Below are 25275 nucleotides of genomic sequence, written 5' to 3'. Positions count from 1 at the left end.
ATTGTTCTATCTTAATCACATAAGGTACGGTACGTATCGTACCTTATAGAGATAGGAGAGAGGAGTATTCACATGGCAATCAACAAATCTGCAGCCGGGAAGCCCCAGAAGGAAAAAATCGATCCGGCCATTCTTAAAGTGGCATTCATCCTGGTATTCGGTGCGCTCGCGCCGCTGTTTGACTCCACTATGGTCAATGTAGCCATCGAGACGCTTACCCGGGACCTGGGCAGCACCGTCTCCGTAATCCAGTGGGTGGTTACAGGCTATGTCCTGACCATGGGTATAGCTATACCCGTCTCAGGCTGGGCGGTCAACCGCTTTGGCGGCAAAAAAGTGTATATCTTTTCACTCGCCGTGTTTTTGGCCGGTTCCATTCTGTGCGCGCTGGCCTGGAATCCGGGCAGTCTGATTACCTTCCGGCTGGTGCAGGGAATTGGCGCGGGCATCCTCATCCCCACGCTGCAAACTGTGCTTGTCCAGTCCGCCGGCAAAAGCCTGGGGCGCGTCATTTCCATCATCGGCATCCCCACCCTGCTGGGTCCAATCCTCGGTCCGGTACTGGGCGGCGTGATCATCAACGGTCTAAGCTGGCGCTGGATTTTCTACGTAAATATCCCTATTGGCTTAATCTCCCTCTGGCTGGCCTCACGGGGAATTCCGGCAGATCAGCCTGCTGCGCGCAAGCAGCCGCTCGACCTTACCGGCCTCCTACTGCTGTCGCCCGCATTCGCTATCCTTATTTACGGTATATCGCAGATCAGCAGATATGGCGGATTGAACAGCAGCAGAGTAACGGTTCCGCTGATGACCGGTCTGGTTCTTATGGCCGCATTCATCGTGTACGCTCTGCGTACTGCAAAAGTGCCGCTGCTCGACCTGCGCCTGTTCAAATCACGTATTTTCTCCGCTTCGAATGCTACCGTGTTTCTTGGAGGCATGGTCATGAACGGAGCCCTGCTGCTTCTGCCATTATACTATCAGCAGGTACGGGGTGAAAGCGTGCTGTTTACCGGTATCCTGCTCATACCGCAGGGGATCGGGATGCTCTTGACCCGGAGCTGGATCGGCGGCCTGTCTGATCGCATCGGTTCACGGCTCATCGTAATCTTAAGCCTCGCGTTTACTATTGTTTCCACGCTGCCGTTTGCCTTTGCCGGTCCTGACACGAATCAAATATTGCTCGCTGCTGCACTCGTGCTCCGCGGGGCGGCACTGAACGGACTGCTCATCCCGGTCATGGTCTCCGCCTATGTCGGTCTGCGCAAAGACCAGGTGGCCGATGCCAGCATTGCACTGCGGATCTTCCAGACGATCGGGGGAGCCTTCGGCGCGGCCATCCTGGCCACTGTCATATCGCATCAGCTCCCGAGCCACGCTGCCTCGGGCGCCCTTACCGTTGCCGGGGCCTATAATGTCGCCTTCTGGTGGTCGATCGGCTTTGCTGTGGTCTCTTTCCTTCCGGCACTGTTATTACCAAAAGGAAAAGAAAAGGCTGTGCTGAACAATGAACCTGTGGTAACTGAAGGCGCTGGGGTAACAGAAGCCTAATTGTGCTTGGCACCTGTCAGTGTTACCCGGGGAAAAGAAATCGCTGCTGCAGACCGGCATCACGAATCAGCAGGAATTCACCCGCTTAAATTAACGCCTCCCGTTGTACTCAGTGCCCAGCCGCCGTCCTCCTGCCACAGCAGGTGCAGCACCGCCACCGCTCCCGGTGGCGGTGCTGATGCCGTATAGAAGGTCGTCCCGGACTCCGCCTTAGCCAGCCATTGGCGGATGACACCGCCGTGCGTTACGATCAGTACCCGCAGCTTCATCGGTTCTTGCCGGCAAAGCTTCGAAGGTTCAACAGCATCTGTATTTGTATCCGCATCACTATCTGCCCCTGCGATAGCTCCTTCGATATTCTCCCGCTGGGTGAAGCATCTATTCTCCTTCATCTGCTCGGCTTCGGCTTCATGAACCAAACCGTTCATAAAATGCTCCAGCCTGGCAGCAAAAGCCTCCCAGGGTTCCCCGCCCGGCGGCGTAATCGCTGCCGGATCATCAATCCAGCTTCTATACTTTGGATTATACTTCAGCTGTTCATAAGTATTACCTTCCCACTCCCCGAAACTGAGCTCCCGTAACCGCGAATCATAAATAGCTGCACCTTCCAGCGTTGGTACAATGCTGTGCAGCGTCTCCCGGCACCGGAGCAGATCACTGCAGTACACCCGCCAGAAGCGGCCCGCCAGTTCTGGCTGTTCTCTTAGTGCAGCCAGCTTCGTCCGTTCCTCCGGCAGCAGCGGCAGATCCGTGCTCCCCAGATAGCGGCGCTCTATGTTCCATTTCGTGTGCCCATGGCGCAGCAATACCAGCTCCAGCTCTATTTGCCGCTGCTGCCGGCTGGGATTCGGTGTCTGCTCATGTCCGGTGTTCTCCATTCCCGGCTCAGCCCCCCGTCCCTATGAAGGCCAGCGCTGCACAGAAGACTACAAATATTGAAGAAGACAGCAGCATCATCCGGGAGGTGATAATGATATCCTCCGGCTCCAGACTGCGCAGCGGGTCGCCCATATAGGCACGGAACGAGGCTACGCCGTGGTATACGTTCTCTCCGCCCAGGCGGATGCCGAGCGCTCCGGCTACAGCCGACTCCGGATAGCCGCTGTTGGGGCTGGGATGCAGGCGGGCGTCGCGGTGCACGGTGCGCCAGCATCTGCGCCAGTCCAACCGCAGCAGCCTTGCGCATAGGGTTAACAGCAGCGCGGTAATCCGCGCCGGTATGTAATTGGCAACATCATCGAGCCGGGCGGAGGCCCAGCCGAGGTCGCGGTATTTGTCGTTCTTGTAGCCGACCATGGAATCCAGCGTATTCACGGCGCGGTAGGCCATGGCCAGCGGCGCACCTCCAAGCAAAGCGTAGAACAGCGGAGAGATAATCGCATCGACGATATTCTCGGCAACCGTCTCTACGGTGCCGCGTACAATCTCCGGACTGTCCAGCGAAGCCGTGTCCCGGCCCACAATCATTCCCAGTGCCTGCCGGGCCGCTGGAAGGTCTCCCCTGCGCAGCTCCACATAGACAGCCATCCCGGCATCCTTAAGGCCCTTGGCGGCTATGGTTGTGGAGAGAAGCCAGGCTTCCGCCGCCAGAGCCAGCCAAGGCGAGATCTCGGACAGCAGCCACAGAAGCGACGCTGTCAGCAGCCAGCTGCCGCCCGCAACGAGCAGCGGCAGCAGCACTCCGGCCCGCTTCAGGCTGCGCTGCCGGACGAAGCGGCGGATCAGCCGCTCCAGTGCAGTAATCGCCTTTCCCATGAGCACCACAGGATGGGGAAGGCTGCGGGGATCGCCGACCATCCGGTCCAGCACATATGCTGCCAGTAATAGCAGAGCAACGGTCATGGCTGGTCCCTCCATGACCGGCATAGCACAGCGCCTAATGGCCCGTTCATCCGCATCCGGCTCAGATAAGGCCTCATTCGCCGTTCTTCCTTGCCTGCTCCTGAACAGCCTTCACCGACTGGAGACTGCCTGTCACAGCGGCATAGACCAGCCTGCCGATTGCACCGCCAAGGTCAGTGGCTGTGCCAGCATAAACATGCTCTGCCCCGTAGCGGCGGCTGCCGCTGACCGCAAGCACAACTGCATCGGTCGTCGTGCCCGTAGCGATCAGGCCATTCTCAGGATCGGTAATCCCGAGATCGGCCAGGGCGGCAGCTTTGGCTTCCGCTGCCGTCATCACGGCATTGACCATCGCTGCCGGCGTCAGCTGTCCGTCAATGCCGAGCATAATATTGATCGTGCCCGGACGGTAAGCCTTCAGCACGCTCCGCTCCACCCCGGCCCGGGCCGCATTGCCTGCAGCTGCAGTGACGCAGCAGAAAATACCTGCCGAGCCTATATCTTCTTCGGCTACAGCCGCATGCTCAAGTGGCACTGCTGTCATCAGCCCCGCGCAGCCTTCCGGCGGATATCCCCATTCCGCCAGCTTGTTCTCCATATCGCGCACAGGATTGCTGCACACATAATCACGGCTGACGTACTGGTTCACGGCTCGCTTCAACCGGCCCATTCCCCCGCCGTACACCGCACTCGATATACTGTCCGCCTCAGCCGGGAATTCCAGCAGCAGATGTTCCTGCTTCCATTCCAGAACCAGCCCCGGCCAGACCTTTGAGCGATACGCCCTCACCCCTCCGGCAAGCTCAAATGGAATCTTCACTTCCGCCATCTCTAATCCGCTCCTTTCGTAACTTTAGTGTTGTCATTATGTGTTTTCAGGGATCTGCCTATTGGGTCTTTGGCGCAGAACCGAACCAATCCGCTCTCTATCTGATGCTATCCTCGTCTATCGGATACCTTCCCCGCCTATCTGATGTTATCCCCAGCCCATTAGATGAACAATAGCGGGAAAACTTCCAGCTAATTTTTTCAATTTCGCCTAAAACCGCAATATAGGTGGAAAACCTCCGTCTAATTTCAAGAGAAAAGTGTATTTATAGCTATAGGAGAACTATTAGCGGGTGAAAATCCCACTATTGTCTTTCTCCGTTCCCTTTAGAGTAAGTTAGATGGAGAAAATCCCGCTACTGTAGTGTATCTCCGTCTCTCAAAACAACCTTCTTAACAAGTCTGCATCTGCACTTTGTACAACAGATCCGGCTAATTTCACCCGCCAAATCCATTCTGCTGTATTTCGCACACTAGATTTCCGCGAATCACCCAGAAAACGCACTTTTCTCTGATTTCAACTGTACAAAGTACAATAGATTTTAATTATTATGTCCGCAGCTTACATTCTGCTGTACGAAATACAACAGAATACTTCATGTCTACATTCAGGCTGAATCATTTGCCTCCGCAGAGCATATTCTGCGGTCCAAAATACATTCAACCCTCCAGGATCTCTTCCATCTCCCGCAGCAGCCGGGCATTGTCCTCATGCCCCTTAACCGCAACGCGGAGATGTCCGCTTGCAAGGCCAGGGTACATGGCGCAGCTGCGCACCAGGATGCCCCTGCGGCCAAGCTGCTCCTGCATAGCCGCAGCGTTCCACGCTGCTGGCAATTCCAGGAGCAGGAAGTTCGCCTCCCCCGGCGGCACAGCGCAGCCGAGGCGCAACAGCCCCTCCCGCAGCAGCTCCCGCTCCGCTGCGATCAGCCCGCGCGTGCGCTCTACGTAGCTGCGCCCGCTGCGCAGGCAGGCTTCCCCGGCCAGCAGCGCTAGGCCGTTCACGCTCCAGGTCACCTGCTTGCCGGTCATGGCTGCGGCAAGCTCCGGGGCTGCGATCGTGAAGCCCAGCCGCAGCCCCGGAATGGCATAGAACTTCGTCATCGAGCGAATCAGCACCGTATGCCGGTAACTCTCCAGCTCCGGCAGCAGGGATTGCCGCTGCTCCTCCGGGATGAAGTCGATGAACGCTTCATCCACGGCAAGGATTGTGCGGCAGGCTTCCGCCTTGCGGGCCAGCAGCCGCACATCCTCAAGAGCGTACTGGACGCCGTTCGGATTGTTCGGCTGCCCGAGGAAGAGCAGATCGACCTGCTCCAGCAGCCCGGCAATCTGCTCCACTTCCACCCGGTACTCCTGCTCCCTCGTCCCCTGGACGGAGCGCACCTCTGCTCCGAACTGTTCTGACAGCTGCCGGTACTCGGAGAAACAGGGCTCGACGATACCCACCCGGCGCGGTGCCACGGCCAGCAGCAGCAGTGCCATCGATTCTGCCGCCCCGTTGCCCACAGTGATCCAATCAGCGCCGACCCCAAGCTCCCCGGCCAGCAGAGCCTTTAATCTGCGGTGCCCGGGATCGGGATACGCTGTAATAGCAGCCGCTGCATCCCGTAGCAGCTCCAGCACGCCGGGCGGCGGACCGAGCGGATTGATATTGGCGCTGAAATCCAGAAAAGCGCCGTTCCCCGCACCATAGAGTTCCGCGGCCGTCAGCAGATCGCCGCCGTGGCCATATTTTTCAAGCATGCCTACACTCCCTTTAATCTTCTCTCGCGTTTAAGTTCATTGACCCAATTATTGCCTCTATCGCAGAAGTACGTCAATGCTTCTAGGTCCCAAATCCCCCTCCGCCACTTTTCCCTGGATGTTTATTTTCAAATTCAGCTTAGATAGTTTAGAATAAATGCAGTAGTTAACCATGCACAGGCGGAGGAATACACTATGCTTTTTATTGATAACACAGGAATCACAGACGCATCAATTAATCTGGCGATCGAAGAATTTGCCCTTAAGAATCTGCCGATGGACGACAGCTACCTGCTCTTTTATATCAACAGTCCGTCCATTATCATCGGCAAGCACCAGAATACAATCGAAGAGATCAACCAGGAGTATGTAAAAGACAACAACATTCAGGTCGTACGCCGGCTGTCCGGCGGCGGGGCTGTCTATCATGATCTTGGCAATCTCAACTTCAGCTTCATTACCAAGGACGACGGCCAGTCGTTCCATAACTTCCTGAAATTCACCCAGCCGGTCATCGACTATCTGCAGTCCATGGGTGTTAATGCCGAGCTGAGCGGCCGCAACGACCTCCAGGTCGGTGAGCGCAAAATCTCCGGCAACGCCCAGTTCTCCACGCGCGGACGCATGTTCAGCCACGGCACCCTGATGTTTGACCTCAACCTTGACGATGTGCAGGCATCCTTGAACGTCAATCCGGAGAAATTCAAATCCAAGAGCACCAAATCCGTGCGCAGCCGCGTAGCCAACATCAAAGAGCTGCTTGGCACGGATATGACCATCGAGGAATTCCGCGACGGGCTGCTGCGTTCCATTTTCGGCATGGAGCCTTCCGAGGTTCCGCAGTACAAGCTGACTATGGATGACTGGGTACGGATTAACGAAATCTCCAAGGAACATTACCAGAACTGGGACTGGAACTACGGCCTGTCGCCGAAGAGCAATGTGAAGCACACCCGCAAATTCCCGGCAGGACTCGTCGATATCCGCATGGACATTGAAGATTCCTACATTAAAGATATCAAAATCTACGGTGACTTCTTCGGCGTCGGTGATGTGGCTGATGTGGAAAATGCGCTGCGCGGCAAGCGTTATGAGAATGCCGAGGTCAGAGAGGCCCTGTCCGGGCTTGACCTGAAGCATTATTTCGGGCGGATTGAGCCGGAGGACTTTATCGGGCTTATTTTCCTGGAAGAATAGGCTGAGCTGTCCAACTGGAGTGTATATCAGAAGAAACGGCTTTTCCGAATTCTTATATTTAAATAAAGCCCCGCTACCTTCCGCGCAGCTTGCGCAGTTCGTAGCAGGGCTTCTTTTTTGATGATTCTTCCTCAAGGGGTAAGCACAAACACATAAACGGCCAGGGCCAGTGTGAGAACCATGCACACATGCTCTACCTTGCTTCCCTTCTTCGTACCGGTGCTCATCAGCTTCAGCCTCAGCTTGAAGGGCAGCGGCGGCAGCGGCGTAATCCCACGCTGAGTCAGCGAATCAGCGAGCAGATGGAGTGCATACGACATGCCTCCGGCGATCCACAGGCTGCCGCCGTCATTCATGCCGAGGGAGGCGAAGTAGAGCAGCGCTCCCCAACCGGCAACCGCGTACAGTGTATGCGTGATTCCCCGGTGCGGGACAACCGAGGATACGACCAGCAGGCAGGCGGCAATGTAGTTCCAGGGATCATAATCTTCTGCGAACGCGAACAGCGCCAGGGCGATCAGCAGCATGAACAGATGCCTCAGTCTGCGGCCCGGCAGAAACGACACACTACCGACCAGCAGAGCCAGGGCAATATTCCACGGGGGAGCCGCAATACCTGCGAAATAAAGATAGACAGCCGCCCCAATCAAGGCCACCTGCAGAAGCCGCAGCAGAGATTCGGGGACAGCCTTGCGGACCAGCAGCGAGTTCGGCTCATCAATATCGGGCAGCAAAGCGCTGACCGCCGCCACGGCAACCGCCGGAATCGTGATTTCATAACCGAGCAGATTCATCACTGAGAGCGTAACCCCGGTGCTGATTACTAAATGGGATTTGCCCATCATCTTGGAAACCGCCCCTTTCTAGGATGTCGAAATAAGAACAAATGTGCGGTTACCGAAGTATACCAAGAGAGCGTTTTTTTGTCCAGCCAGTACATTTATATAGTATTAAGAATCCTGTTACCGGCTTGGCTCAGGCATAGTTTTGGCTTGTCCTTCCCTTGGTTTTAGGATACAATTTGGACAACTTGATACGTTTTCTGTATTTCATGAAAGGATGACCGCGGTGAACCGCTCCCGAATAGCCGATCTCAGTCTGCTCCTGGTGGCAATGATGTGGGGATGCACATTTTTAATTGTCCAGCATGCCGTCAGAGTGCTGCCGCCGCTTGCCTTCAACAGTATACGGTTTACGGGAGCCGCCCTGCTGCTGGCCCTGATCACGGCTGTTTTTTACCGCCATGAATGGAGAAAGCTAAGCTGGCGCATGGTGAGACACTCTCTGCTGCTGGGCCTTTTTCTGTTTATGGGCTATGGCTTCCAGACGATGGGCCTGCTGTATACGACCACTTCCAACACCGGATTCATCACTGGCCTCTCGGTAGTGATCGTGCCCTTCCTGTCTCTGGCGCTGCTTAAACATTCCATCTCCCGGTATACCTGGTTCAGTGCAGGACTTGCAGTAGCAGGATTGTATCTGCTCACCTTCACCGGCTCTGCGCTCTCGCTCAATAAAGGCGACGCTCTGATCCTGCTCTGTGCCATCGCGTTTGCCCTGCAGGTCGCTTATACCGGTGTGTATGCGCCGCGTTATCCGGCCCTGCCGCTGGCAACGCTGCAGTTAGCTTTTGTCGGCTTGCTCAGCATATTTGCCTCGCTGATCGTTGACGGGACCGCACCCCTGGCGCACAGTGCAGAGCTGGTCATGAAGCCTGATGTACTGTGGGCGCTGCTGATTTCGATCGGGCCGACCAGCGCCTTTGCCTTCTGGATTCAGACGGCCTGCCAGAAGTACACCACACCGTCCCGGGTAGCCATCATATATGCGATGGAGCCGGTGTTCGCGGCATTTACGGGGCTTGTCTTCGGCGGCGAGTCGCTGGGCTTATCCGCTGGACTGGGCTGCCTTTGCATCCTTGCAGCGATGCTGTTGGCGGAGCTCAGCCCCGAGCCTGCCCCGACCGTCCAGGATCATGATGAATCCACCCCTTTGGTTCCATCAGACCGGTGAGTTCATCTATACTAATACAATAACCTTTTAGGAGAGAAGCCGAATGTATAAACTAATTGCTATCGATATTGATGACACCCTGATTAATGATGACAAGGAAGTCACCCCTGCGACCCAAACCGCTCTTGAGCAGGCTGTCGCTGCCGGCGTTGTTGTCACTCTCGCAACCGGCCGTGCCTATGCCTCTGCCCAGGCCATTGCCCGCCAGACCGGACTAAATGTGCCGATCATCACTTACCAGGGTGCACTGGTGAAGAATTTGATGGACGAAAAAGTGCTCTACGAGCGTTACGTGCCGCAGGATGCCGTGCGCAAACTGTTCCAGTACTGCGTGGATCATGACCTGCACTTGCAGACCTATATTGACGACAAGCTGTATGCGCGCGAAGAGAACCAGAAGCTGATCGAATACTCCCAGCTGAACAGAACCCAATATTACATCGAACCAGATTGGGAAGGTAAGCTCGTTCCGCAAAAAACACCAAAAATGCTCATCATCGATGATCCGGCGTTCCTGGATGAACTGTCGCCGATTCTCCGCGAGCTGCTGGGCGATTCGGTCCACATCACCAAATCTAAGCCGCATTTCCTGGAAATTATGCACCATGAGGGCACCAAAGGTCTCGCGCTTGAGTTCCTGGCTCAGCACTTCGGCTGCGAGCTGTCCGAAACGATTGCCGTAGGCGATTCCTGGAACGATCATGAGATGCTGGAAGCGGCCGGCCTCGGCGTCGCCATGGCTAATGCCATTCCTGCACTGAAGGAAATTGCCGATTTCGTAACCCTCAGCAACAACGAAGACGGCGTGAAATATGCCATCGATAAATTCATTCTGCAAACAGCCGAATAATTAGTTTGCCTGCTTAACAAAAGGGTGCCTGGCGCCGGTTCTTGAAGAACCGGCACCAGGCACCCTTTCTAATGATTTTATTGCCCGGTTACAGCAGCCGTGAACGACTGTTCTGCCGCAGTTACCGTTTTTACAGTGGCTACTCCTTTATTTCCAGCCTCAGCAGCGCCGTCTTCCTGCTCCAGCTGTGAATGGTAGAGATCATAATACCGGCCTTCCGCTGCCAGCAGCTCGATATGGCTGCCGCGTTCCACAATCTCCCCGTTCTCCATGACCAGAATGAGATCAGCATTCTGAATGGTCGACAGGCGGTGGGCGATAACAATCGTTGATTTATCCTTCATCAGCTTGCGGATGGCCTGCTGGACCATTTTTTCCGATTCGTTATCCAGCGCCGCCGTGGCTTCATCCAGCAGCAGAACCGGCGCATTTTTCAACATCGCTCTGGCAATCGACAGGCGCTGGCGCTGGCCCCCGGACAGCCTGGAGCCATGTTCACCGATATCTGTATCCATGCCATCCGGCAGTTCCATCACAAAGTCATAGGCATTCGCCTGCCGCAGTGCCTCCTTAATCTCATCATCCGGCGCACCCGGTCTTCCGTTTTGAATATTATCGCGGATACTTCCGGTGTACAGTCCCGATTCCTGCGGCACATAGGCGAAATAGCTTCTCAGGTGGTCCAGACTTAAAGCAGTTATGTCCGTTCCGTTAATTGCAATCGCACCTTCATCCGGCGTATAGAACCCGAGCAGCAGCTTGAACAGTGTGGATTTCCCGCCTCCGCTCGGTCCGACCACTGCCACTTGCGAGCCTTGCGGCAGCTCCATGCTGATCTTGCTCAGGCTGGCTTTACCGGCATCCGGATAATGAAAGGAAACCCCGGAGAGCACCAGACGTTCGAAGTCAGGCTGCTTTGCCAGCGGCTCCGGCAGAACTTTGACCTCGGCAGGCTCATCGATGACTTCAAAAATCCGCTCCGCCGCACCCAGCGATTGCTGCATGGAGGCTACCAGGCCCGGAAGTGACGAGAACGGCATAATCAGATAGTTCATCAGCTGAATAAATGCGATCATCGCCCCTACCTCGAGCTTCCCCTTCGCCACGAACCATCCGGCAATAATCAGGGCCAGAAGGAAGGTCGCATGACCCAGCACAGACGCTAACGCACCTGTAGCCCCTTCGATTTTACCGCGCTTTTGTTCTGTAGCATTAATATCCTCACTGTGTCCCTGATACTGCTTCAGCAGTCTGCGCTCGATGGAAAAGGACTTGAACACCACACTGCTCCCGAGGATATCATTCAAAAAGGAAGTCGTCCGGCTCATGCTTTCCTGCAGTTTCACACTATTCAAGCGCATCGCATTGCCGAATACTTTACCCGTAAGAAAAAGCAGCGGCCCCATCGCAAAACAGATCAAAGCGAGCAGCCAGTTAATATACAGCAAGTAAGCAAAAGCTGCCAGCGCGAGCAGCGGATTGCGGATGAGATCGATCATTACCTTTCCGCAGGCTTCACCCACCGATTGGTTGTCATTCGTGAACCGGGACAGCAAATCGCCGGAATGATTGCGGTCAAAATAGGACTGCGGCAGACGGAGCGTGTGCCCCATCATCTCCAGACGCAGCTCATTTCTGATTTTAGCCGAGACCTTAGTTTTGAAATAGGCCCCCGCATAACTGTTGAGCAAACCTACAAGCAAGAAGAGAACGCCAAAAGCAATCAGCCCCGAAAAAGCTTCCACATCCAGGCGGACCGCCGCATCGGTAATTCTCGACAGATACCAGGCGGTTGTAAGATCATAGACAATACTGACCAGGGTAGTCAGCAGCAATACCGTATAAATTAGCTTGTGCCTGAGCATGTATGTACTTAATCTGGAGAATACGCTCTTCTTCAATAGTTCATCCCCCTTTTTAAAATTCCGCTCCGCGCACCTTCGCATATACTTTGGTGTCATGAAGTTCTCCATCGAAGCCGCGCGCGCTAAGCCGAAGAATGCCGTCCAGTTTATATCCCGTACGCTCCGCCACAGCAGCGCTTTTGACATTCCGTCCGCTGCACCGGATCTCGATCCGGTTAGCCTCCAGCTCCCGGATGGTAAACTCAGTGATCGCTTTCACCGCTTCCGTCATATAGCCCTTTCCCGCGCAGGAGCTTCTGATCCAGTATCCAAGCTCAAAAGCGCGGACATCCCAGTCTATATGGTGGAGGCCGCTGCAGCCAATGAAGGTTCCATCAGCCTTGTTATAAATGTTCATGTGCATATTGCTCCGGTCGAGATATTTGAGCCGCGACTCCCTTGCGTATTGCTCGGTTTCCTCGGGCGTCTGCAGGCTTTGGGCAAAAATCATCCACGGCTTCAGCTCATTCAGACTTTCTGCCATAGCCTCATTCATCTCTGCTCCATCGCCCCAGCGCGCAGCCCGGATCAGCAGACGCTCTGATTCAAAACTCTCAGAAATATCCAGCATAATTGGAATTACAGATTTAGACATCCTTTTATCCTCCTATCATTAGTTCAAATCACCTTTTCCCGAATTATAGTGGTAAACCCTTTACCTGGAAGTGATATATCTCTTATTAGTTTACTGAACGGAGAGGGGGAATGAACAGAGACGCAGGAAGTAAACCCTTCTCATTCTCAAGGCGGAGATTAGGACAGACAGTAAATAGCCGTCCTGCAGGGCCGAGACGAGCATAACTAAGCTCTCCCGTGCCTGTAAGACGGCTGTTCTGTTCAATTCAATCTTCATTTAATCAAGCTTACTGCGTTTCGTACAGCGATAGAATTTCCAGTACAACCTCTGCCGAGTTCCTGGCTGCGAGATCCAGGTGGGCTTTGAACAAGCCGGCAGCCTCGGCGCCGGCAATATCCGAGATTGACCGGACAGCCAGAAACGGGACACCGAACTGATATGCCGTCTGGGCAATCGCTGCACCCTCCATGTCCGTAGCCAGGGCCTCCGGGAACCTGCTGCGGATGGCTTCTGCCCGTTCAGGCTGGCTGATGAACGAGTCGGCCGTTGTGATCAGGCCGGCAACAACCTGCTCTTGCCGTCCGCCCCGCTGAATAATCTTTCCCGCCAGCTCAAGCAGTCCGGCTGAAACCGGATAACGCTGTGGCATCTGCGGCACCTGACCGTAAGCATAGCTGAATGCCGTAGCATCCACATCACTATAGACCAGCTCCTTGGCGATCACTACATCACCGACTTGCAGCCCCGCCCCCAGACCGCCCGCTGCTCCGGTATTGATAATTAATTCACAGTGGAACCTCTCGAGCAGCAGTGTTGTCGTCAGCGCTGCGTTGACCTTGCCGATGCCTGACTTAAGCAGCACCACATCCCGCCCGTTCAAGCTTCCGCTGTACAGCCTTCCACCGCCCGCCTCCAATTCAGACACGCCCCGCATCTTAGACAGCAGCAAGGCTACCTCTTCTTCCATTGCTCCTATAATCGCTATGCTCATGTTGTCTTGGCTCCTTCACCTTGAAGATCCTTTTCCCGTCCGGTTCCCGCTGGTGCGGATCCGCATCTCAGCTTGTTTATGTATCCCTCCAGCTCTTCGACCGCAGCTGCGACAGCTTCGGCGGTAACAGTACCCGGCATCCGGTGAATGGAAGCTTCCGGTACAGTCGCCCGCCTGCCAAGCTTCAGCAGGTCGCCGCGCGATAAATGCGCAAGCCCCAGATCACCGAGACTGGCTGGCAAGCCAATCTGCTCATAAAAGGGCAGCAGTTCAGCAATCTCGCTCCAGTTATTTTCGAGCGCCAGCTGGACTAGCACACCGTAAGCCACTTTATTGCCATGCAGCACCCGGTGGGACTCCGGAATGCCGGTCAGCGCATCATGAATGGAATGGGCTCCCGCCGTCCGCCCGTAATCCTCAGCGAACCCGCCTACCAGACCGCCTGCCATAATGTTCGTTTCAATAATTCGGACCAAGGCATCGTTCAGCTCGCCCGCCCTTAATGCAGCAAGTGCCTCTCCGCTGTATTTCAGCAGATTCTCACGGCATTTACGTGCCGCATACCAGCCCAGCTCCACTTCAAGCGGCGGGGAGTCCAGATTTCTAATGATCACATCTGCTTCATACCATTTAGCTAGCGTATCTCCGATTCCGGCGGTCAACAGTTCAGGCGGGGAAGCGGCAATCACCGCCGGGTCAAGCAGCACAAGCGCATTGCTGCGCGCGAAAATATCAAAGCGGATGAATTCACCATGCTCATCATACATTACGCTAAGTGAAGACCAGGCTGCACAAGTTGCAGCAAGCGTAGGGAGAATGACCGCAGGCAGGTTAAGCTTGGCTGCAGCTGTTTTTACCAGATCGGTAATTTTCCCGCCGCCCACAGCGATTACAGCCTGAAGCTGATGATCCTCAGCATAGGCGGCAATCGCATCTCGTTCACTATAAGTGCATTCACCGCCATAAATGTAATAATGCGTCTCCGTCTCTATAAGCTCCGGCCAGAACGGGGCTGCCGCAATCCATGACTGTTCACCTCTTACAACAAGCACCCGGCTAATCCCCCGTCTCTGCAGATGCTGTTCCAGACTGCCCCAGCTCCCCGCGCGGCAAATAAATTCCTGGGGTGCGGCGCGGACGATTATTGGCTGATCCATAGCTTGACTATCCCCTCCCTGTTCCCTGCACTAATCACGGCGGGCTTTGCGGGCTAAGCGGTTTCCGGCCGACTGGATGCCCTGGACAAATATGATCAGAATGACCACCGTCACGATCATGACAAAGGTGTCAAATCGCTGGTAGCCATAAGAGATCGCCAGGTCGCCGATCCCTCCGCCCCCTACAGTTCCTGCCATCGCCGTTGCTCCGACCAGCCCGATCGTAGCGGTAGTCATGGTTAGAATCAGCGAGCCGAAAGCCTCAGGCAGCAGAAAATGCCAAATGACCTGAAAGGTCGTTGCACCCATAGCCTCGGCAGCCTCCAAAATGCCGGGGCTGACCTCAAGCAAGGAGTTCTCCACCAGCCGTGCAATATACGGGGCTACGTAGACAATTAACGGAACAATCGCTGCACTGGTACCGATCGAGGTATGTACGAGAAGCCGGGTAAAGGGGATGATGGCCACGAGCAGAATAATAAACGGCAGCGAGCGGATGATGTTGATGAGCGGATTCAGTACGGCATATATAAACCGGTTCTCCAGAATTCCGCCTGGCCGTGTAATCACAAGGACGATGCCAATCGGAATACCCAGCAGCGCTCCGAAAAAGAGCGACACGCCCACCATTACCACGGTTTCCCGCAGGGCTTGAAACAACTGCTCCGAAGTAATTACTGTATCGAACATCAGGCTTCCACCTCCGTAATTTCAACCCCTTGGCTGACGATAAAAGCCGCCGCCTGGTCGATCACTGTATTCTCACCATGCATCTGCAGAATCATATTGCCGAGCGTCGTCTGCTGGATTTCCGTCATATTGGCAAACAGAATATTCACGTTAACCTCAAATCTGCGGATCAGGCTGTTAATGATTGGCTCCGAGGCTGCCCCGCCGACAAACTTGAGCTTAAACAGCCGCCGTCCGTTCTCCGCCTTCAGCGTATTCAGCACACTCTGGGGCACTGAGTTATGAATAACGGTCTGTACGAAGCTCTGTGTGGTGGGATGATGCGGGCTGCCAAAGACATCAAGCACGTTTCCCTGCTCAATAATCTCCCCTCTCTCCATCACGGCGACCTTGTTGCAGATTTGCTGGATAACAGCCATCTCATGGGTAATGATCATGATTGTGATGTTATAGGCTTCATTAATCCGTTTCAGCAGCTCCAGAATGGATTTAGTCGTCTGCGGATCAAGTGCCGAGGTCGCTTCATCACAGAGCAGGATGGAGGGGTTGCTCGCCAGTGCCCGGGCGATACCGACCCGCTGCTTTTGCCCGCCGGACAGCTCTTTAGGGTAGCTTGCTGCCTTATCGCTAAGTCCCGTGAACTCCAGCAGCTCGGTCACACGTTCACGGATTTCCTGCTTGCTTTTCTTCAGCAGTACAAGGGGGATGGCGATGTTGTCGAACACCGTCTTTGATTCCAGCAGATTGAAGTGCTGAAAGATCATCCCGATCTTTTTCTTCACCTGCCTCAGCTCAGCCGGGCTGTATCCGGACAGCGGCTCGCCTTGCACGAACACCTCGCCGCTGGTCGGACGTTCCAGATAATTGACCAGACGGATCAGTGTGCTTTTTCCCGCCCCGCTATAGCCGATGACCCCGAAGATATCCCCTTTGGCGATATTCAGGCTGACTCCTCTTAAGGCTTCAATTGATTGTCCTTTACGCGTAAAGGTCTTGTGCACATTTCTGATTTCAATCATGCGTTCCCGCCTCCTGACCCCAAGCAGACATCGCCCGCTTAAAAATGCCAGCCGCAGCAATCCGGTCCACAGCCTCGTTCAGTTTCTCTTCACTGTTCACCAGGCTGAGCCGGATATAGCTGCTGCCTTGGGCACCAAAGCCGCTACCCTGGGCTACAGCCACCTGTGCTTCGTCCAGCAGACGCCCGGCAAAGGATTCACCAGTATAGCCTTCCGGCACCTTAAACCAGGCAAAAAAAGTACCCTTCGGAGCGGTAACGTCCCAGCCAATGTCCCTGAGCCGGCTGACCAGAACATCGCGCCGCCGCTCATACAGCTTACCTAGCTCCTGTACAACCTCCTGCGGCCCTAGCAGGGCGGCAACCGCCGCATCCTGAACCGCACCGAATACTGTGCTGTATGCCTGGGTGTGGTAATGCTTAAGCGCGGCGATAATTGAGGCATTACCTGCGGCAAAGCCGAAGCGCCATCCGGCCATATTGTAGGTTTTGGAAGCCGTATAGGTTTCGACGCCGTATTCCTTGCCTCCCGGCTGCTGCAGCAGGCTGAGCGGCTTATGGCCGTCAAAGCCGAATGCGCCGTAGGCGAAATCATTCAGCACCGGAAATTCATAGGCCGCCGCAAAAGCAAGCGTCCTTTCAAAGAATTCCTCTGTGGCTACCGCTCCGGTCGGATTGTTGGGATAGTTCAGCATCAGCAGCTTGACCTGCCGGGCAATCTCTTCCGGAACTGTGCTGTAATCCGGCAGGAACCCCTCCCGTTCATAGACGGGAATCGTGTGAACCCGGGCCCGGGCCAGTGCAGCCGCTGCATGGTAGGCAGGATAAGCCGGGTCTGCAGTAAGCAGGATGTCTCCGGGGTTAAGCAGACTCTGCGGAATTCCGGTGACACCGATCCCCGAGCCGTTGAACACTGCGACCTCTGTCTCCGGATCAAGCTCCACGTTATATTCGCGTTTATAGAACGCCGCTATGGCTTCGAGAGTGCCTGTTTTACCGTAAAAAGGCGGGTATCCCTGATTTTCCGGCTTGTCGACCGCCTCTTTCAGCGCATTGATAATATGCTGCGGGGTCGGCTGATCGGGATTGCCGCTGGCCAGATCGATGACATCAATACCTTTGCTCCGGTACAAGGCAATCTTGGCCTTCATCGCATTGAAATAATTGCCGGGAAGCTCCGTGACTACAGTAGAAGGTTTAAAGTCCATATACATTACACCTCTTTGCAGGTTCTGTGGAATAGACAAGGATCTGCCGCTCCTCCTTGCCGTTTTGCGGGCCATGGAGCATCGCTTGGCTCTAACAAAACTTGCTGCGGAACAATCCGCATAAGGGGAACGGCAGACCGGAAAGTGAATCTCTTATCGTGTGAAAGCTCTTATCGGCTTAGCATTTTTATTGCTTAAAATAGCTCGGCAATCTGTACCCTTCATAGTCCGGTTTCGACTTGATATATTCCTGGAATTCAGCAGAATGATAGCCTTCAATGATATCTTTGACAAACTGGGCATCCTTGTTCTTGCTGTCCACCGCCACAACATTCGTGAACGGATCCGTCATATTTTCCAGCTGTAAAGCTGTGGTCAGCTTAATATTATTCGATACGGCAAAATTCCCCTGAATTGCAGCGTAGTCTACATCCTCCAGGGCACGCGGTCCTTGGGCCGGCTCAGTGGCAATAAACTTCAGTTTATGCGGATTGGAGGTAATATCGGCCAATGAAGTCTGCAGCGGGTCAATATTATCCTTCAGTGTAATCCAGCCTACATCTTTCAGTACGTTAAGGGCGCGCAGCATGTTTACGGGCTCATTCGGCAGATTGATCTGATCACCGTCGCTTACCTCATCCAGACTGGTATGCTTTTTGGAGTAGAGGCCCATCGGCGGGGTTGGTACCTGCACCACACCCACCAGGTCGATTTTTTCTCTTTCATTAATGGATTGCAAATACAAAGAGTGCTGGAATACGTTGGCATCTATCTCCCCGTTAGCTACAGCTACATTAGGTTGAATGCCGTCCGTAAATTCTTTATAAGTAATCGTATACCCTTTCTTCTCCAGATAAGGCGCGACACCGTTCTTGAACTGGTCACTGTACGGTCCCGGGTTGAAGCTGATCCGCAGCGTCTTGCTCTCTTGTCCGGAGGAATCGCTGCCCGAACCCGAAGCTTCGTTATTGTTGCCGCAACCCGCTGTGAATAGAGCAACAGCAGTAACCAGCAGCAAGGAATGAATCCATTTTTTCTTCATCGTTTATTTCTCCCCCTAGAGTATCTTTTTCTGTGCATACCAGGCGCGAATTAAAACCAAGTAAATGCATCAGAATTTAATTGATTCATATGTTACAATGCATTATTATTCATGTCAATACATTTTAACTAAGTAGAGCGGAATACTCAGATTAACTATTTACTTCTTTTTGACATTGTGATAGGTTGATATGAAAAAGACCGAAAGGGCGATAAAACATGGCCAAAGTTGAAAGTTTCCAATTGGATCATACCAAAGTAAAAGCTCCTTATGTCCGGGTTGCAGGTACCGAAAGAAATGAAAAAGGCAGTACGATTCAGAAATACGATTTGCGGCTGCTGCAGCCGAATGTGGATGCCCTGCCTACCGCCGCTGTACATACGCTGGAGCACCTGCTGGCCACGTATTTGCGCGATGAACTCGAAGGCATTATCGATATTTCTCCGATGGGATGCAGAACCGGATTTTATCTGATTATCTGGGATGAGCATAACCCTGCTGATGTCGCAGCCGCGCTGACCAAGGTGCTGAATAAAGTGCTTGAAACCGAGCATATTCCGGCAGTTTCCGCCCTCGAATGCGGCAACTATAAGGACCACTCTTTGTTCAGTGCCCAGGAATATGCCAGAATCGTGCTCGAAGCAGGCATCAGTGATGACCCGTTCAGAAGCTAACCCGAAAGGACAAGGACATCCATGCTTAGTATTGATTTCACTGGAAAAACACTGGTGGTCACCGGGGGGCTTACCGGCATAGGCAAAGGCATCGCCGACTTGTTCCTTGAGGCTGGAGCGAATGTCGTTATCGGCGATATCGCCTGCAAGGCGGAGCTGGAGCGTGTACATGAGCGGCTGGTGCAGATCCGGATGGATGTGACAGTGAGCGGGGATGCCGCGCGGCTGATCGACTGTGCGGTCGAAGCATTTGGCCGGCTTGACTTCCTGGTGAACAACAGCGGCACATCAACGATGGATTTTGCCGTAGATATCAAGGAAGAAGATTGGGATAAGGTCATGGATATCAACGCCAAGGGCGTGTATCTGGTTTCCCAAGCCGGGGCGCGGCAGATGCTGAGGCAGGGCGGCGGAGGACGAATCATCAATATCGCCTCACAGGCAGGCAAGAACGGCTACCGCTGTATGGGCAACTATGTTGCCTCCAAGCATGCCGTGCTGGGCTTCACCAAAGTGATGGCACTGGAGCTGGCCAAGGAACAGATTCTGGTGAATGCCGTCTGCCCGGGCATTGTAGAGACGGATATGAAACGGCGTGAACGTGTCGAAGGTGCAGTCTTACGCGGAATGGAGCCGGAGGACATTCTGGCCGAGGACCGCTCGCAGGTGCCGCTTGGTCGTACGGCTGAAGTCGAGGATGTGGCTAATGTTGTACTGTTTCTCGCCAGTCCCCTCTCTGCTTATATGACCGGCCAGGCGATCAATGTCACCGGCGGCATGACGATGAATTAAAGATAGGGACCCTCTCCGGCGGCATACGCCGCTGAGTAGGGTCCCTATTTAAATGCTGCTATTATGGCTGGAATGCCGCGTCTATTTAAAACTACGTTTATTCAGCAGGCCAACCGGTATGCACCAGGAACGGCCGCCTGGAGAGCATTTTCTTAGAGTGACAAAGACATAGCAGTAGGAATTCCTCCACCTAATTTCTTATCGACAAGTAATAGGCAGACTCTAAAGGGAATTTCTCCATCTAATCTCTCCCCAAGGGGACAAAGCCGGTATTTTCCGTGAAGTTAGATGGAGTTTTTCCACCTATATCCGGACTTTAAGTGAAACCGGGCGAATTAGTTGGAGGTTTTCCCATTAAAATTTTCTTTGGATAATACCGCAGAGTAGTGAGCAGGTCTTTAGCTCTTTCCCCGCTCCAGCGCAACCCTCATCCCTGTCTCAGCCAGTGTAACTCCCTCCGGCAAAATGTAGTCTTTGCGGATATCAACATCATGCGACATATGGGTATACACGGTACGACGTGGCTTTAAGAGCTTAAGCAGCTCGGCTGCTTCCGTCATATCGTACACAGAACGTGTAGACAGCTCCGCCGCTTCGTAATAAAAGCTTGTGCCAAGCACAAGCAGATCCGCCCCAAGCATCGGTTTCGTCTCCTCCGGTCCCAGCGAGATGGAGTCAGAGCAATATACCCACGCATACCCCTTCTTTTCCAGCCGGTAAGCATAGGAATAGCCGTTCTTGCCATGGTTCACCCGCCAGGTGCTGATCTGCCAGCCATCCAGCGCGATTCCGTCATCGCAGGGAATCATTTCAATATGACTGCTGAGCCACGGATATTGCCGCAGAATAACAGGGATCACCTCTGCCGGCGCATAAAGCTCACCTCTATAGCCCATCCAGCGGCAGGCATCCGCCCATTCCGGCAGCCCCCCGATATGATCGAAATGGGCGTGGGTCACCAGCAGTCTGCGCATGCTGCGCAGTCCCTGCAGCTCCATTTGCCGCCGCCAGTCCGGTCCGCAGTCAATCGCCAGAAAATCACTGCCGTTATCTATAAGCACGGATGAGCGCAAGCGGGCGTTCCGCCCGTCCGTCCTAGCTTCCATGCAGGTCTCACAGCTGCAGTACACCCGGGGTACGCCCATGGCGTCGCCTGTCCCCAAAAACACCAGTGTATCCATCTTCACTCTCTCCTTCAGTTCCGGTTCGGAAGTTATGTAACCCCCATTATAGTACATATCACAGTTCAACTCATCTCATGGCTCTTAGCACCAGCGCAAAAACCGCCCCTCCGGAAGGAGGAACGGTCCTATTCGCACACATACTTTCGCTTTCTGCATTAGCGGCACAGAGTACTCCCTGCTGTTAGATTCCGGCTAGCACCTGATACCAGACACCCCGCTTGGAATACAGCGTCTCCCGGACCTCCGCCCAGCCGCCGAGATAATCAATCCCGAACAGCCCGGAGGGAACCGGATAACGGCTCTCATTCTCCGCATAGACCTGCTCGTTTACCGGACGGAAGCCGTATTTGGCGAAGACCTCCTGAGCCTGCTCTGTGGTCAGGAAATCCACCAGCGCCTCAGCGGCCTCGCGGGTACCATGCTCGTCGGCATATTTATCCACGACAGCAGCCGGATTCTCGATCAGAATCGTATCCTTCGGAATGATAACCTCATATTTCACACCCTGGGCAATCCGTGCCAGCAGCTCATTCTCGTAAGTAACAATAACATCGCCTACGCCATATTCAAAGGCCGCCATCGAAGCCCGCCCGCTCTTATCCAGCGATTCCACATTGGCATGCACGCTCTCCAGAAAAGCTTTGGCTGCAGCAGGGTCCTTAACCCCTGTCTGCTCCTCTGACAGCTTCAATCCGGCGCCGTAGATCGCGTTGATATCCCACTGCGCTCCGCCGGAGGTTTTCGGATTTGGGTAGAGCACCTTTACACCAGGCTTTGCGAGATCTGCAAAATCATGAATCCCCTTCGGGTTGCCCTCCCGGGTGCCAAGCGCCACTACTGAGCGGGTCACCATTCCCTTCACACCGTGATCTTTCCATGTATCCGCTACGAGTCCGGCCTTCACCAGCTTCCCGACATCGCCTTCCAGGGCCAGCAGCGTTACATCCGCCTCGAATCCTCCGGCAATCGCCCGGGCTTGGGTGCCCGAAGCTTCATAGGACTCCTGGAATACGATCTTCTGGCCCGTCTTGGCCTTCCACTCCGCTGCGAACAGCGGGAGAATATCACTCATCGCATCCTTCACCACACTATAGGCTCCGACAACTAGCGTCAGATCCCCTTGCTGCGGAGCCGATGCACTATTCGCCGTTTCCTTACCGTTCCCGCAACCGGCCAGAGCCAGTGCGAGCATTGCCAGCATTAGGGCTGCCAGCCATCCGTGCAGTTGTCTGCTCCTTTTGAGAACCCTCATCCCGGCACACATCCTTTGTTTAAATGAACACAGGCATCGGATCTTCCTTCAGCCCGTTCTCCTGAATCCAGCTGCGCTCGTCATTGAATAGATAGGCACGATGGACAAGCACGGAAATTTCCTGGCCTGGTGTAAGTGTCTCTTTCTCCAGAGACCGGTACGTCACCAGCTTATGCCCGTTCACCTCAACCTCCACCAGCCATTCACTGCCGCGGAAATGCAAGTGCTTCACAATGCCCTGCTCTGTGGCCGAAGCCATTTTGAATTCATGCAGATAGCCTACTTCGATATATTCCGGACGGATCAGCGCCTTCGTCGGTTTACCGCCACCCGCATTCTTGAAGCCTTTCAGCTCACTTGCGCTCTCGATCAGCGTAGATTCTCCGATAAAGGTAGCCACGAACGGCGTCTTCGGCTCCTTATAAATATCCCACGGGGTCCCCTTCTGCTCCAGACGCCCCTGATTAATGATCATAATCTCATCGGCGACTTCGATCGCTTCATCCTGGTCATGCGTAACGAAGATCGAGGTGATGCCGACACGTTCAATCAGCTCACGAAGCCATGAACGCAGCTCCTGGCGGATCTTCGCATCAATGGCTGCAAAAGGTTCATCCAGCAGCAGCAGCTGCGGCTCAGGTGCAAGCGCCCGGGCAAACGCCACCCGCTGACGCTGGCCACCGGAAAGCTGATGAGGATATCGCTTCTCGAATCCTTTAAGCCCGGTAAGTTCAACGAGCTCCATTACCCGGCCATGGATGGTATTTTTGTTTACTTTTTTCACCTTAAGCCCAAAGGCAATATTCTCATACACAGTCATGTGCTTAAAGAGCGCATAGTTCTGGAACACAAAGCCGATTTCCCGCTCCTGGGGCGGAAGAGTATTGACCGTTTTGCCATGAAAAATAATTTCACCGCTATCCGGCGTCTCCAGTCCTGCCAGCATGCGCAGAATCGAGGTTTTGCCGCCGCCGCTTGGCCCGAGCAGACCAATCAGATGTCCTTTGGTAATTCCGAAATTGATGTCCTTAACGGCGTGAAAATCTCCAAAATGCTTATTCAGTCCCCGAACTTCTACATGCATCTCTAGTGCACACCCTTTCTTCTCTTACTCCATTCCATTAACAGCAGCAGTCCTGCGGAGAACGCGGCCAGTACCAGCGCCACACCGCCCGCAGCAGTCACATTGAAATTCTCTACATCCTGATAAACCAGTGTAGTAGCGGTTTGGGTTTTGTTCATGATGTTGCCGGAAACGACCAGCACTGCACCAAATTCCCCCAGTGAGCGGGCAACCGTAAGAATTACACCATAGATGACCGCCCAGCGGATCGAAGGCCAGGTGACCTTCCAAAAGGTTGTCCAGCCATACGCGCCGAGCGTCGAAGCGGCCTCTTCCTGCTGTGAACCGATCTCCTGCAGCACTGGCATCACCTCACGCACCATCAGCGGGAAGGTGACAAACAGCGTGGCAATGACCATTCCCGGAAAAGCATAAACAATCTTTACTCCGATTTGTTCAAATACCGCACCCAAGGCGCTATCCGGTCCCAAAAGCAGCACAATCATCAGTCCGCCAATGACCGGAGATACAGCGTATGGCAGATCGACGATGCTGTTCAGCAGTCCTCTCAGCCTTGCGCTCAGCCAGTTGGCACGTACAAGATAAAGAGCCATCATAATTCCAAACAAGGTGTTCAGCAGCGTAACCACAGTTACAACAAGCCCGGTCATCATCAGTGCATGCAGCGCCTCCGGCCGGGACAGGGATGCCCAGAAGCCGCCGAATCCTTCGCTGAAGGCCTCCGTGGTCATCTTGCCCAGGGGAGCCGCAATCAGCAGGAAAAATACAAGATAAGTGAGCCCAATCCATAGTCTTCTCATGATCTTCTCCCCCGCATCTGCAGCATATTAATCAGCCAGAGAATCACAAAGGATAAGGTCAATAGAATGACCGACACCGCAGCGGCGCCAACCGGATTATCACTTTCTACCTCACCGAAAATAAACACGGAGGATACGAGTGTCCGGCCCGGAATATTGCCTGCTACCAGAACCACAGCCCCGAACTCGGCCAGCGCCCGGGAAAAAGCCAGCATTCCTCCGCTAATCATCCCGGGAGCCATAGAGGGTAGAATTACTTGCCGGAATACCCGGCTGCTCTTGGCTCCCATCGTATAAGCCGCTTCCTCCTCGGAAGGGTCCAGCTCCTCCAGCAGCGGCTGCACCGCCCGGATCACAAACGGAAAAGTAACAAAAATCATGGCTATCACGATCGCCGGCTGATGAAAAACAATCTCGAAGCCTAGCTTCTCCGCCATTCCGCCAATCAGACTGCCGGGGCCGAGCAGCAGCAGAATCATCAGTCCCCCTACTGCCGTCGGCAGGGCAAAGGGCAGATCGACCAGACTGTTCAGCAGAGCCTTCCCGGGAAAACGGTAGCGGATCAGCACCCAGGCGATCATGGTGCCTAGCAGTACATTTATTACTGTAGCAATAACGGCCAATTTCAATGTGAGGAGTACCGACTTCCAGGCAATAGGGTCGCTTATGCTCTCGGCAAAGCTGCTGAAGCCCAGCGAAAACGAATTGTAGTAGACACCCATTATCGGCAAAATGATCAGGACTACAAAATACAGCAATATAGTCGTACGAAATCCCCAGGTCCATCCCTTATGTCTTAGCAGCGAATTCAAGTTATAAGTCCCCCCACCTCCGGATATCCGGTCGGTATAGTAGCCATAGCTCCTTTAATTATT

The 25275-nt window shown here is 54.2% G+C and carries 24 protein-coding genes; 6 read left to right on the top strand and 18 right to left on the bottom strand.

Annotated features, from left to right (window positions below; genetic code table 11):
- Nucleotides 1–72 precede the first annotated feature (72 nt).
- A complete protein-coding gene (locus tag L6H70_RS22060; protein WP_236336295.1) occupies nucleotides 73–1551 on the top strand; it encodes an MDR family MFS transporter in 1479 nt (492 codons plus the stop codon).
- Nucleotides 1552–1628: 77 nt separating this feature from the next.
- Here L6H70_RS22060 and L6H70_RS22055 read toward each other — a convergent pair whose 3' ends face one another.
- From L6H70_RS22055 to cobD, 4 genes are all read right to left on the bottom strand, one after another.
- Complete coding sequence (locus L6H70_RS22055; protein WP_236336293.1) at nucleotides 1629–2429, bottom strand: histidine phosphatase family protein; 801 nt, start codon at nucleotides 2427–2429, stop codon at nucleotides 1629–1631.
- A 7-nt stretch (nucleotides 2430–2436) separates the two neighbouring features.
- Nucleotides 2437–3393 carry an adenosylcobinamide-phosphate synthase CbiB gene (cbiB, locus tag L6H70_RS22050; RefSeq protein WP_236336292.1) on the bottom strand — a complete coding sequence of 319 codons (957 nt, stop codon included), beginning with the start codon at nucleotides 3391–3393 and terminating at the stop codon, nucleotides 2437–2439.
- A gap of 73 nt (nucleotides 3394–3466) precedes the next feature.
- A complete protein-coding gene (locus tag L6H70_RS22045; RefSeq protein ID WP_236336291.1) occupies nucleotides 3467–4222 on the bottom strand; it encodes an adenosylcobinamide amidohydrolase in 756 nt (251 codons plus the stop codon).
- Between the two features lie 659 nt (nucleotides 4223–4881).
- Nucleotides 4882–5967, bottom strand: coding sequence for a threonine-phosphate decarboxylase CobD (gene cobD, locus L6H70_RS22040; RefSeq protein WP_236336290.1), 1086 nt, complete (start codon nucleotides 5965–5967; stop codon nucleotides 4882–4884).
- Between the two features lie 195 nt (nucleotides 5968–6162).
- On the opposite strand from cobD, the gene lplA reads away from it, so the two are divergent.
- Nucleotides 6163–7164 carry a lipoate--protein ligase gene (lplA, locus tag L6H70_RS22035; RefSeq protein WP_236336289.1) on the top strand — a complete coding sequence of 334 codons (1002 nt, stop codon included), beginning with the start codon at nucleotides 6163–6165 and terminating at the stop codon, nucleotides 7162–7164.
- A 131-nt stretch (nucleotides 7165–7295) separates the two neighbouring features.
- Here the strand turns inward: lplA and L6H70_RS22030 are convergent, their stop codons facing one another.
- Entirely contained in the window at nucleotides 7296–8009 is a 714-nt protein-coding gene (locus L6H70_RS22030) for a metal-dependent hydrolase (RefSeq protein WP_236336288.1), read from the bottom strand.
- A 223-nt stretch (nucleotides 8010–8232) separates the two neighbouring features.
- Between L6H70_RS22030 and L6H70_RS22025 the strand changes: the two genes are divergently transcribed.
- The gene (locus L6H70_RS22025; RefSeq protein WP_236336287.1) at nucleotides 8233–9177 is read left to right on the top strand and encodes a DMT family transporter; all 945 of its coding nucleotides are present in this window, start codon (nucleotides 8233–8235) and stop codon (nucleotides 9175–9177) included.
- A gap of 43 nt (nucleotides 9178–9220) precedes the next feature.
- On the top strand, nucleotides 9221–10027 hold the full coding sequence (locus tag L6H70_RS22020) for a Cof-type HAD-IIB family hydrolase (RefSeq protein ID WP_206103548.1): 807 nt from the start codon (nucleotides 9221–9223) through the stop codon (nucleotides 10025–10027).
- A 77-nt stretch (nucleotides 10028–10104) separates the two neighbouring features.
- Here the strand turns inward: L6H70_RS22020 and L6H70_RS22015 are convergent, their stop codons facing one another.
- From L6H70_RS22015 to L6H70_RS21980, 8 genes are all read right to left on the bottom strand, one after another.
- On the bottom strand, nucleotides 10105–11928 hold the full coding sequence (locus L6H70_RS22015; RefSeq protein WP_236336286.1) for an ABC transporter ATP-binding protein: 1824 nt from the start codon (nucleotides 11926–11928) through the stop codon (nucleotides 10105–10107).
- Between the two features lie 16 nt (nucleotides 11929–11944).
- Entirely contained in the window at nucleotides 11945–12526 is a 582-nt protein-coding gene (locus L6H70_RS22010) for a GNAT family N-acetyltransferase (RefSeq protein WP_236336285.1), read from the bottom strand.
- Nucleotides 12527–12794: 268 nt separating this feature from the next.
- A complete protein-coding gene (locus L6H70_RS22005) occupies nucleotides 12795–13499 on the bottom strand; it encodes a 5'-methylthioadenosine/adenosylhomocysteine nucleosidase (RefSeq protein ID WP_236336282.1) in 705 nt (234 codons plus the stop codon).
- Entirely contained in the window at nucleotides 13496–14656 is a 1161-nt protein-coding gene (locus tag L6H70_RS22000) for an iron-containing alcohol dehydrogenase family protein (RefSeq protein ID WP_236336281.1), read from the bottom strand. The genes L6H70_RS22005 and L6H70_RS22000 overlap by 4 nt, the downstream gene beginning before the upstream one ends.
- Before the next feature lie 30 nt (nucleotides 14657–14686).
- Nucleotides 14687–15346, bottom strand: coding sequence for a methionine ABC transporter permease (locus tag L6H70_RS21995; protein WP_236336280.1), 660 nt, complete (start codon nucleotides 15344–15346; stop codon nucleotides 14687–14689).
- Nucleotides 15346–16365 (bottom strand): methionine ABC transporter ATP-binding protein, encoded by a 1020-nt coding sequence (locus L6H70_RS21990; RefSeq protein ID WP_236336279.1) that lies wholly within the window; start codon nucleotides 16363–16365, stop codon nucleotides 15346–15348. Before L6H70_RS21990 ends, L6H70_RS21995 begins: the two co-directional genes overlap by 1 nt.
- Nucleotides 16358–17572: an aminotransferase class I/II-fold pyridoxal phosphate-dependent enzyme gene (locus L6H70_RS21985; RefSeq protein WP_236336278.1), complete on the bottom strand. Its 1215-nt coding sequence runs from the start codon at nucleotides 17570–17572 to the stop codon at nucleotides 16358–16360. The genes L6H70_RS21990 and L6H70_RS21985 overlap by 8 nt, the downstream gene beginning before the upstream one ends.
- 187 nt (nucleotides 17573–17759) lie before the next feature.
- Nucleotides 17760–18614, bottom strand: coding sequence for a MetQ/NlpA family ABC transporter substrate-binding protein (locus L6H70_RS21980; protein ID WP_236336277.1), 855 nt, complete (start codon nucleotides 18612–18614; stop codon nucleotides 17760–17762).
- A 218-nt stretch (nucleotides 18615–18832) separates the two neighbouring features.
- Here L6H70_RS21980 and L6H70_RS21975 point away from each other — a divergent pair, with 218 nt between their 5' ends.
- Together L6H70_RS21975 and L6H70_RS21970 are read left to right on the top strand one after the other, a co-directional pair.
- On the top strand, nucleotides 18833–19288 hold the full coding sequence (locus L6H70_RS21975; protein WP_236336276.1) for an S-ribosylhomocysteine lyase: 456 nt from the start codon (nucleotides 18833–18835) through the stop codon (nucleotides 19286–19288).
- Between the two features lie 21 nt (nucleotides 19289–19309).
- Complete coding sequence (locus tag L6H70_RS21970) at nucleotides 19310–20080, top strand: SDR family NAD(P)-dependent oxidoreductase (RefSeq protein WP_236336275.1); 771 nt, start codon at nucleotides 19310–19312, stop codon at nucleotides 20078–20080.
- Between the two features lie 398 nt (nucleotides 20081–20478).
- Here the strand turns inward: L6H70_RS21970 and L6H70_RS21965 are convergent, their stop codons facing one another.
- The 5 genes from L6H70_RS21965 to cysT form a co-directional block, all read right to left on the bottom strand.
- Nucleotides 20479–21261 (bottom strand): MBL fold metallo-hydrolase, encoded by a 783-nt coding sequence (locus L6H70_RS21965; RefSeq protein WP_236336274.1) that lies wholly within the window; start codon nucleotides 21259–21261, stop codon nucleotides 20479–20481.
- Nucleotides 21262–21445: 184 nt separating this feature from the next.
- Nucleotides 21446–22516: a sulfate ABC transporter substrate-binding protein gene (locus tag L6H70_RS21960; protein ID WP_423802870.1), complete on the bottom strand. Its 1071-nt coding sequence runs from the start codon at nucleotides 22514–22516 to the stop codon at nucleotides 21446–21448.
- Between the two features lie 19 nt (nucleotides 22517–22535).
- Nucleotides 22536–23600 (bottom strand): sulfate/molybdate ABC transporter ATP-binding protein, encoded by a 1065-nt coding sequence (locus L6H70_RS21955; protein WP_236336271.1) that lies wholly within the window; start codon nucleotides 23598–23600, stop codon nucleotides 22536–22538.
- A 2-nt stretch (nucleotides 23601–23602) separates the two neighbouring features.
- Nucleotides 23603–24400, bottom strand: a complete 798-nt coding sequence (locus L6H70_RS21950; protein ID WP_236336270.1) for a sulfate ABC transporter permease — start codon at nucleotides 24398–24400, stop codon at nucleotides 23603–23605.
- Nucleotides 24397–25212, bottom strand: coding sequence for a sulfate ABC transporter permease subunit CysT (cysT, locus tag L6H70_RS21945; protein WP_236336269.1), 816 nt, complete (start codon nucleotides 25210–25212; stop codon nucleotides 24397–24399). The genes L6H70_RS21950 and cysT overlap by 4 nt, the downstream gene beginning before the upstream one ends.
- Nucleotides 25213–25275: the final 63 nt, after the last annotated feature.

The organism is Paenibacillus auburnensis, from assembly GCF_927798115.1.
GTDB classification, from domain to species: Bacteria; Bacillota; Bacilli; order Paenibacillales; family Paenibacillaceae; genus Paenibacillus_AQ; species Paenibacillus_AQ auburnensis.
This window is presented reverse-complemented; position numbering and strand designations above follow the sequence as displayed.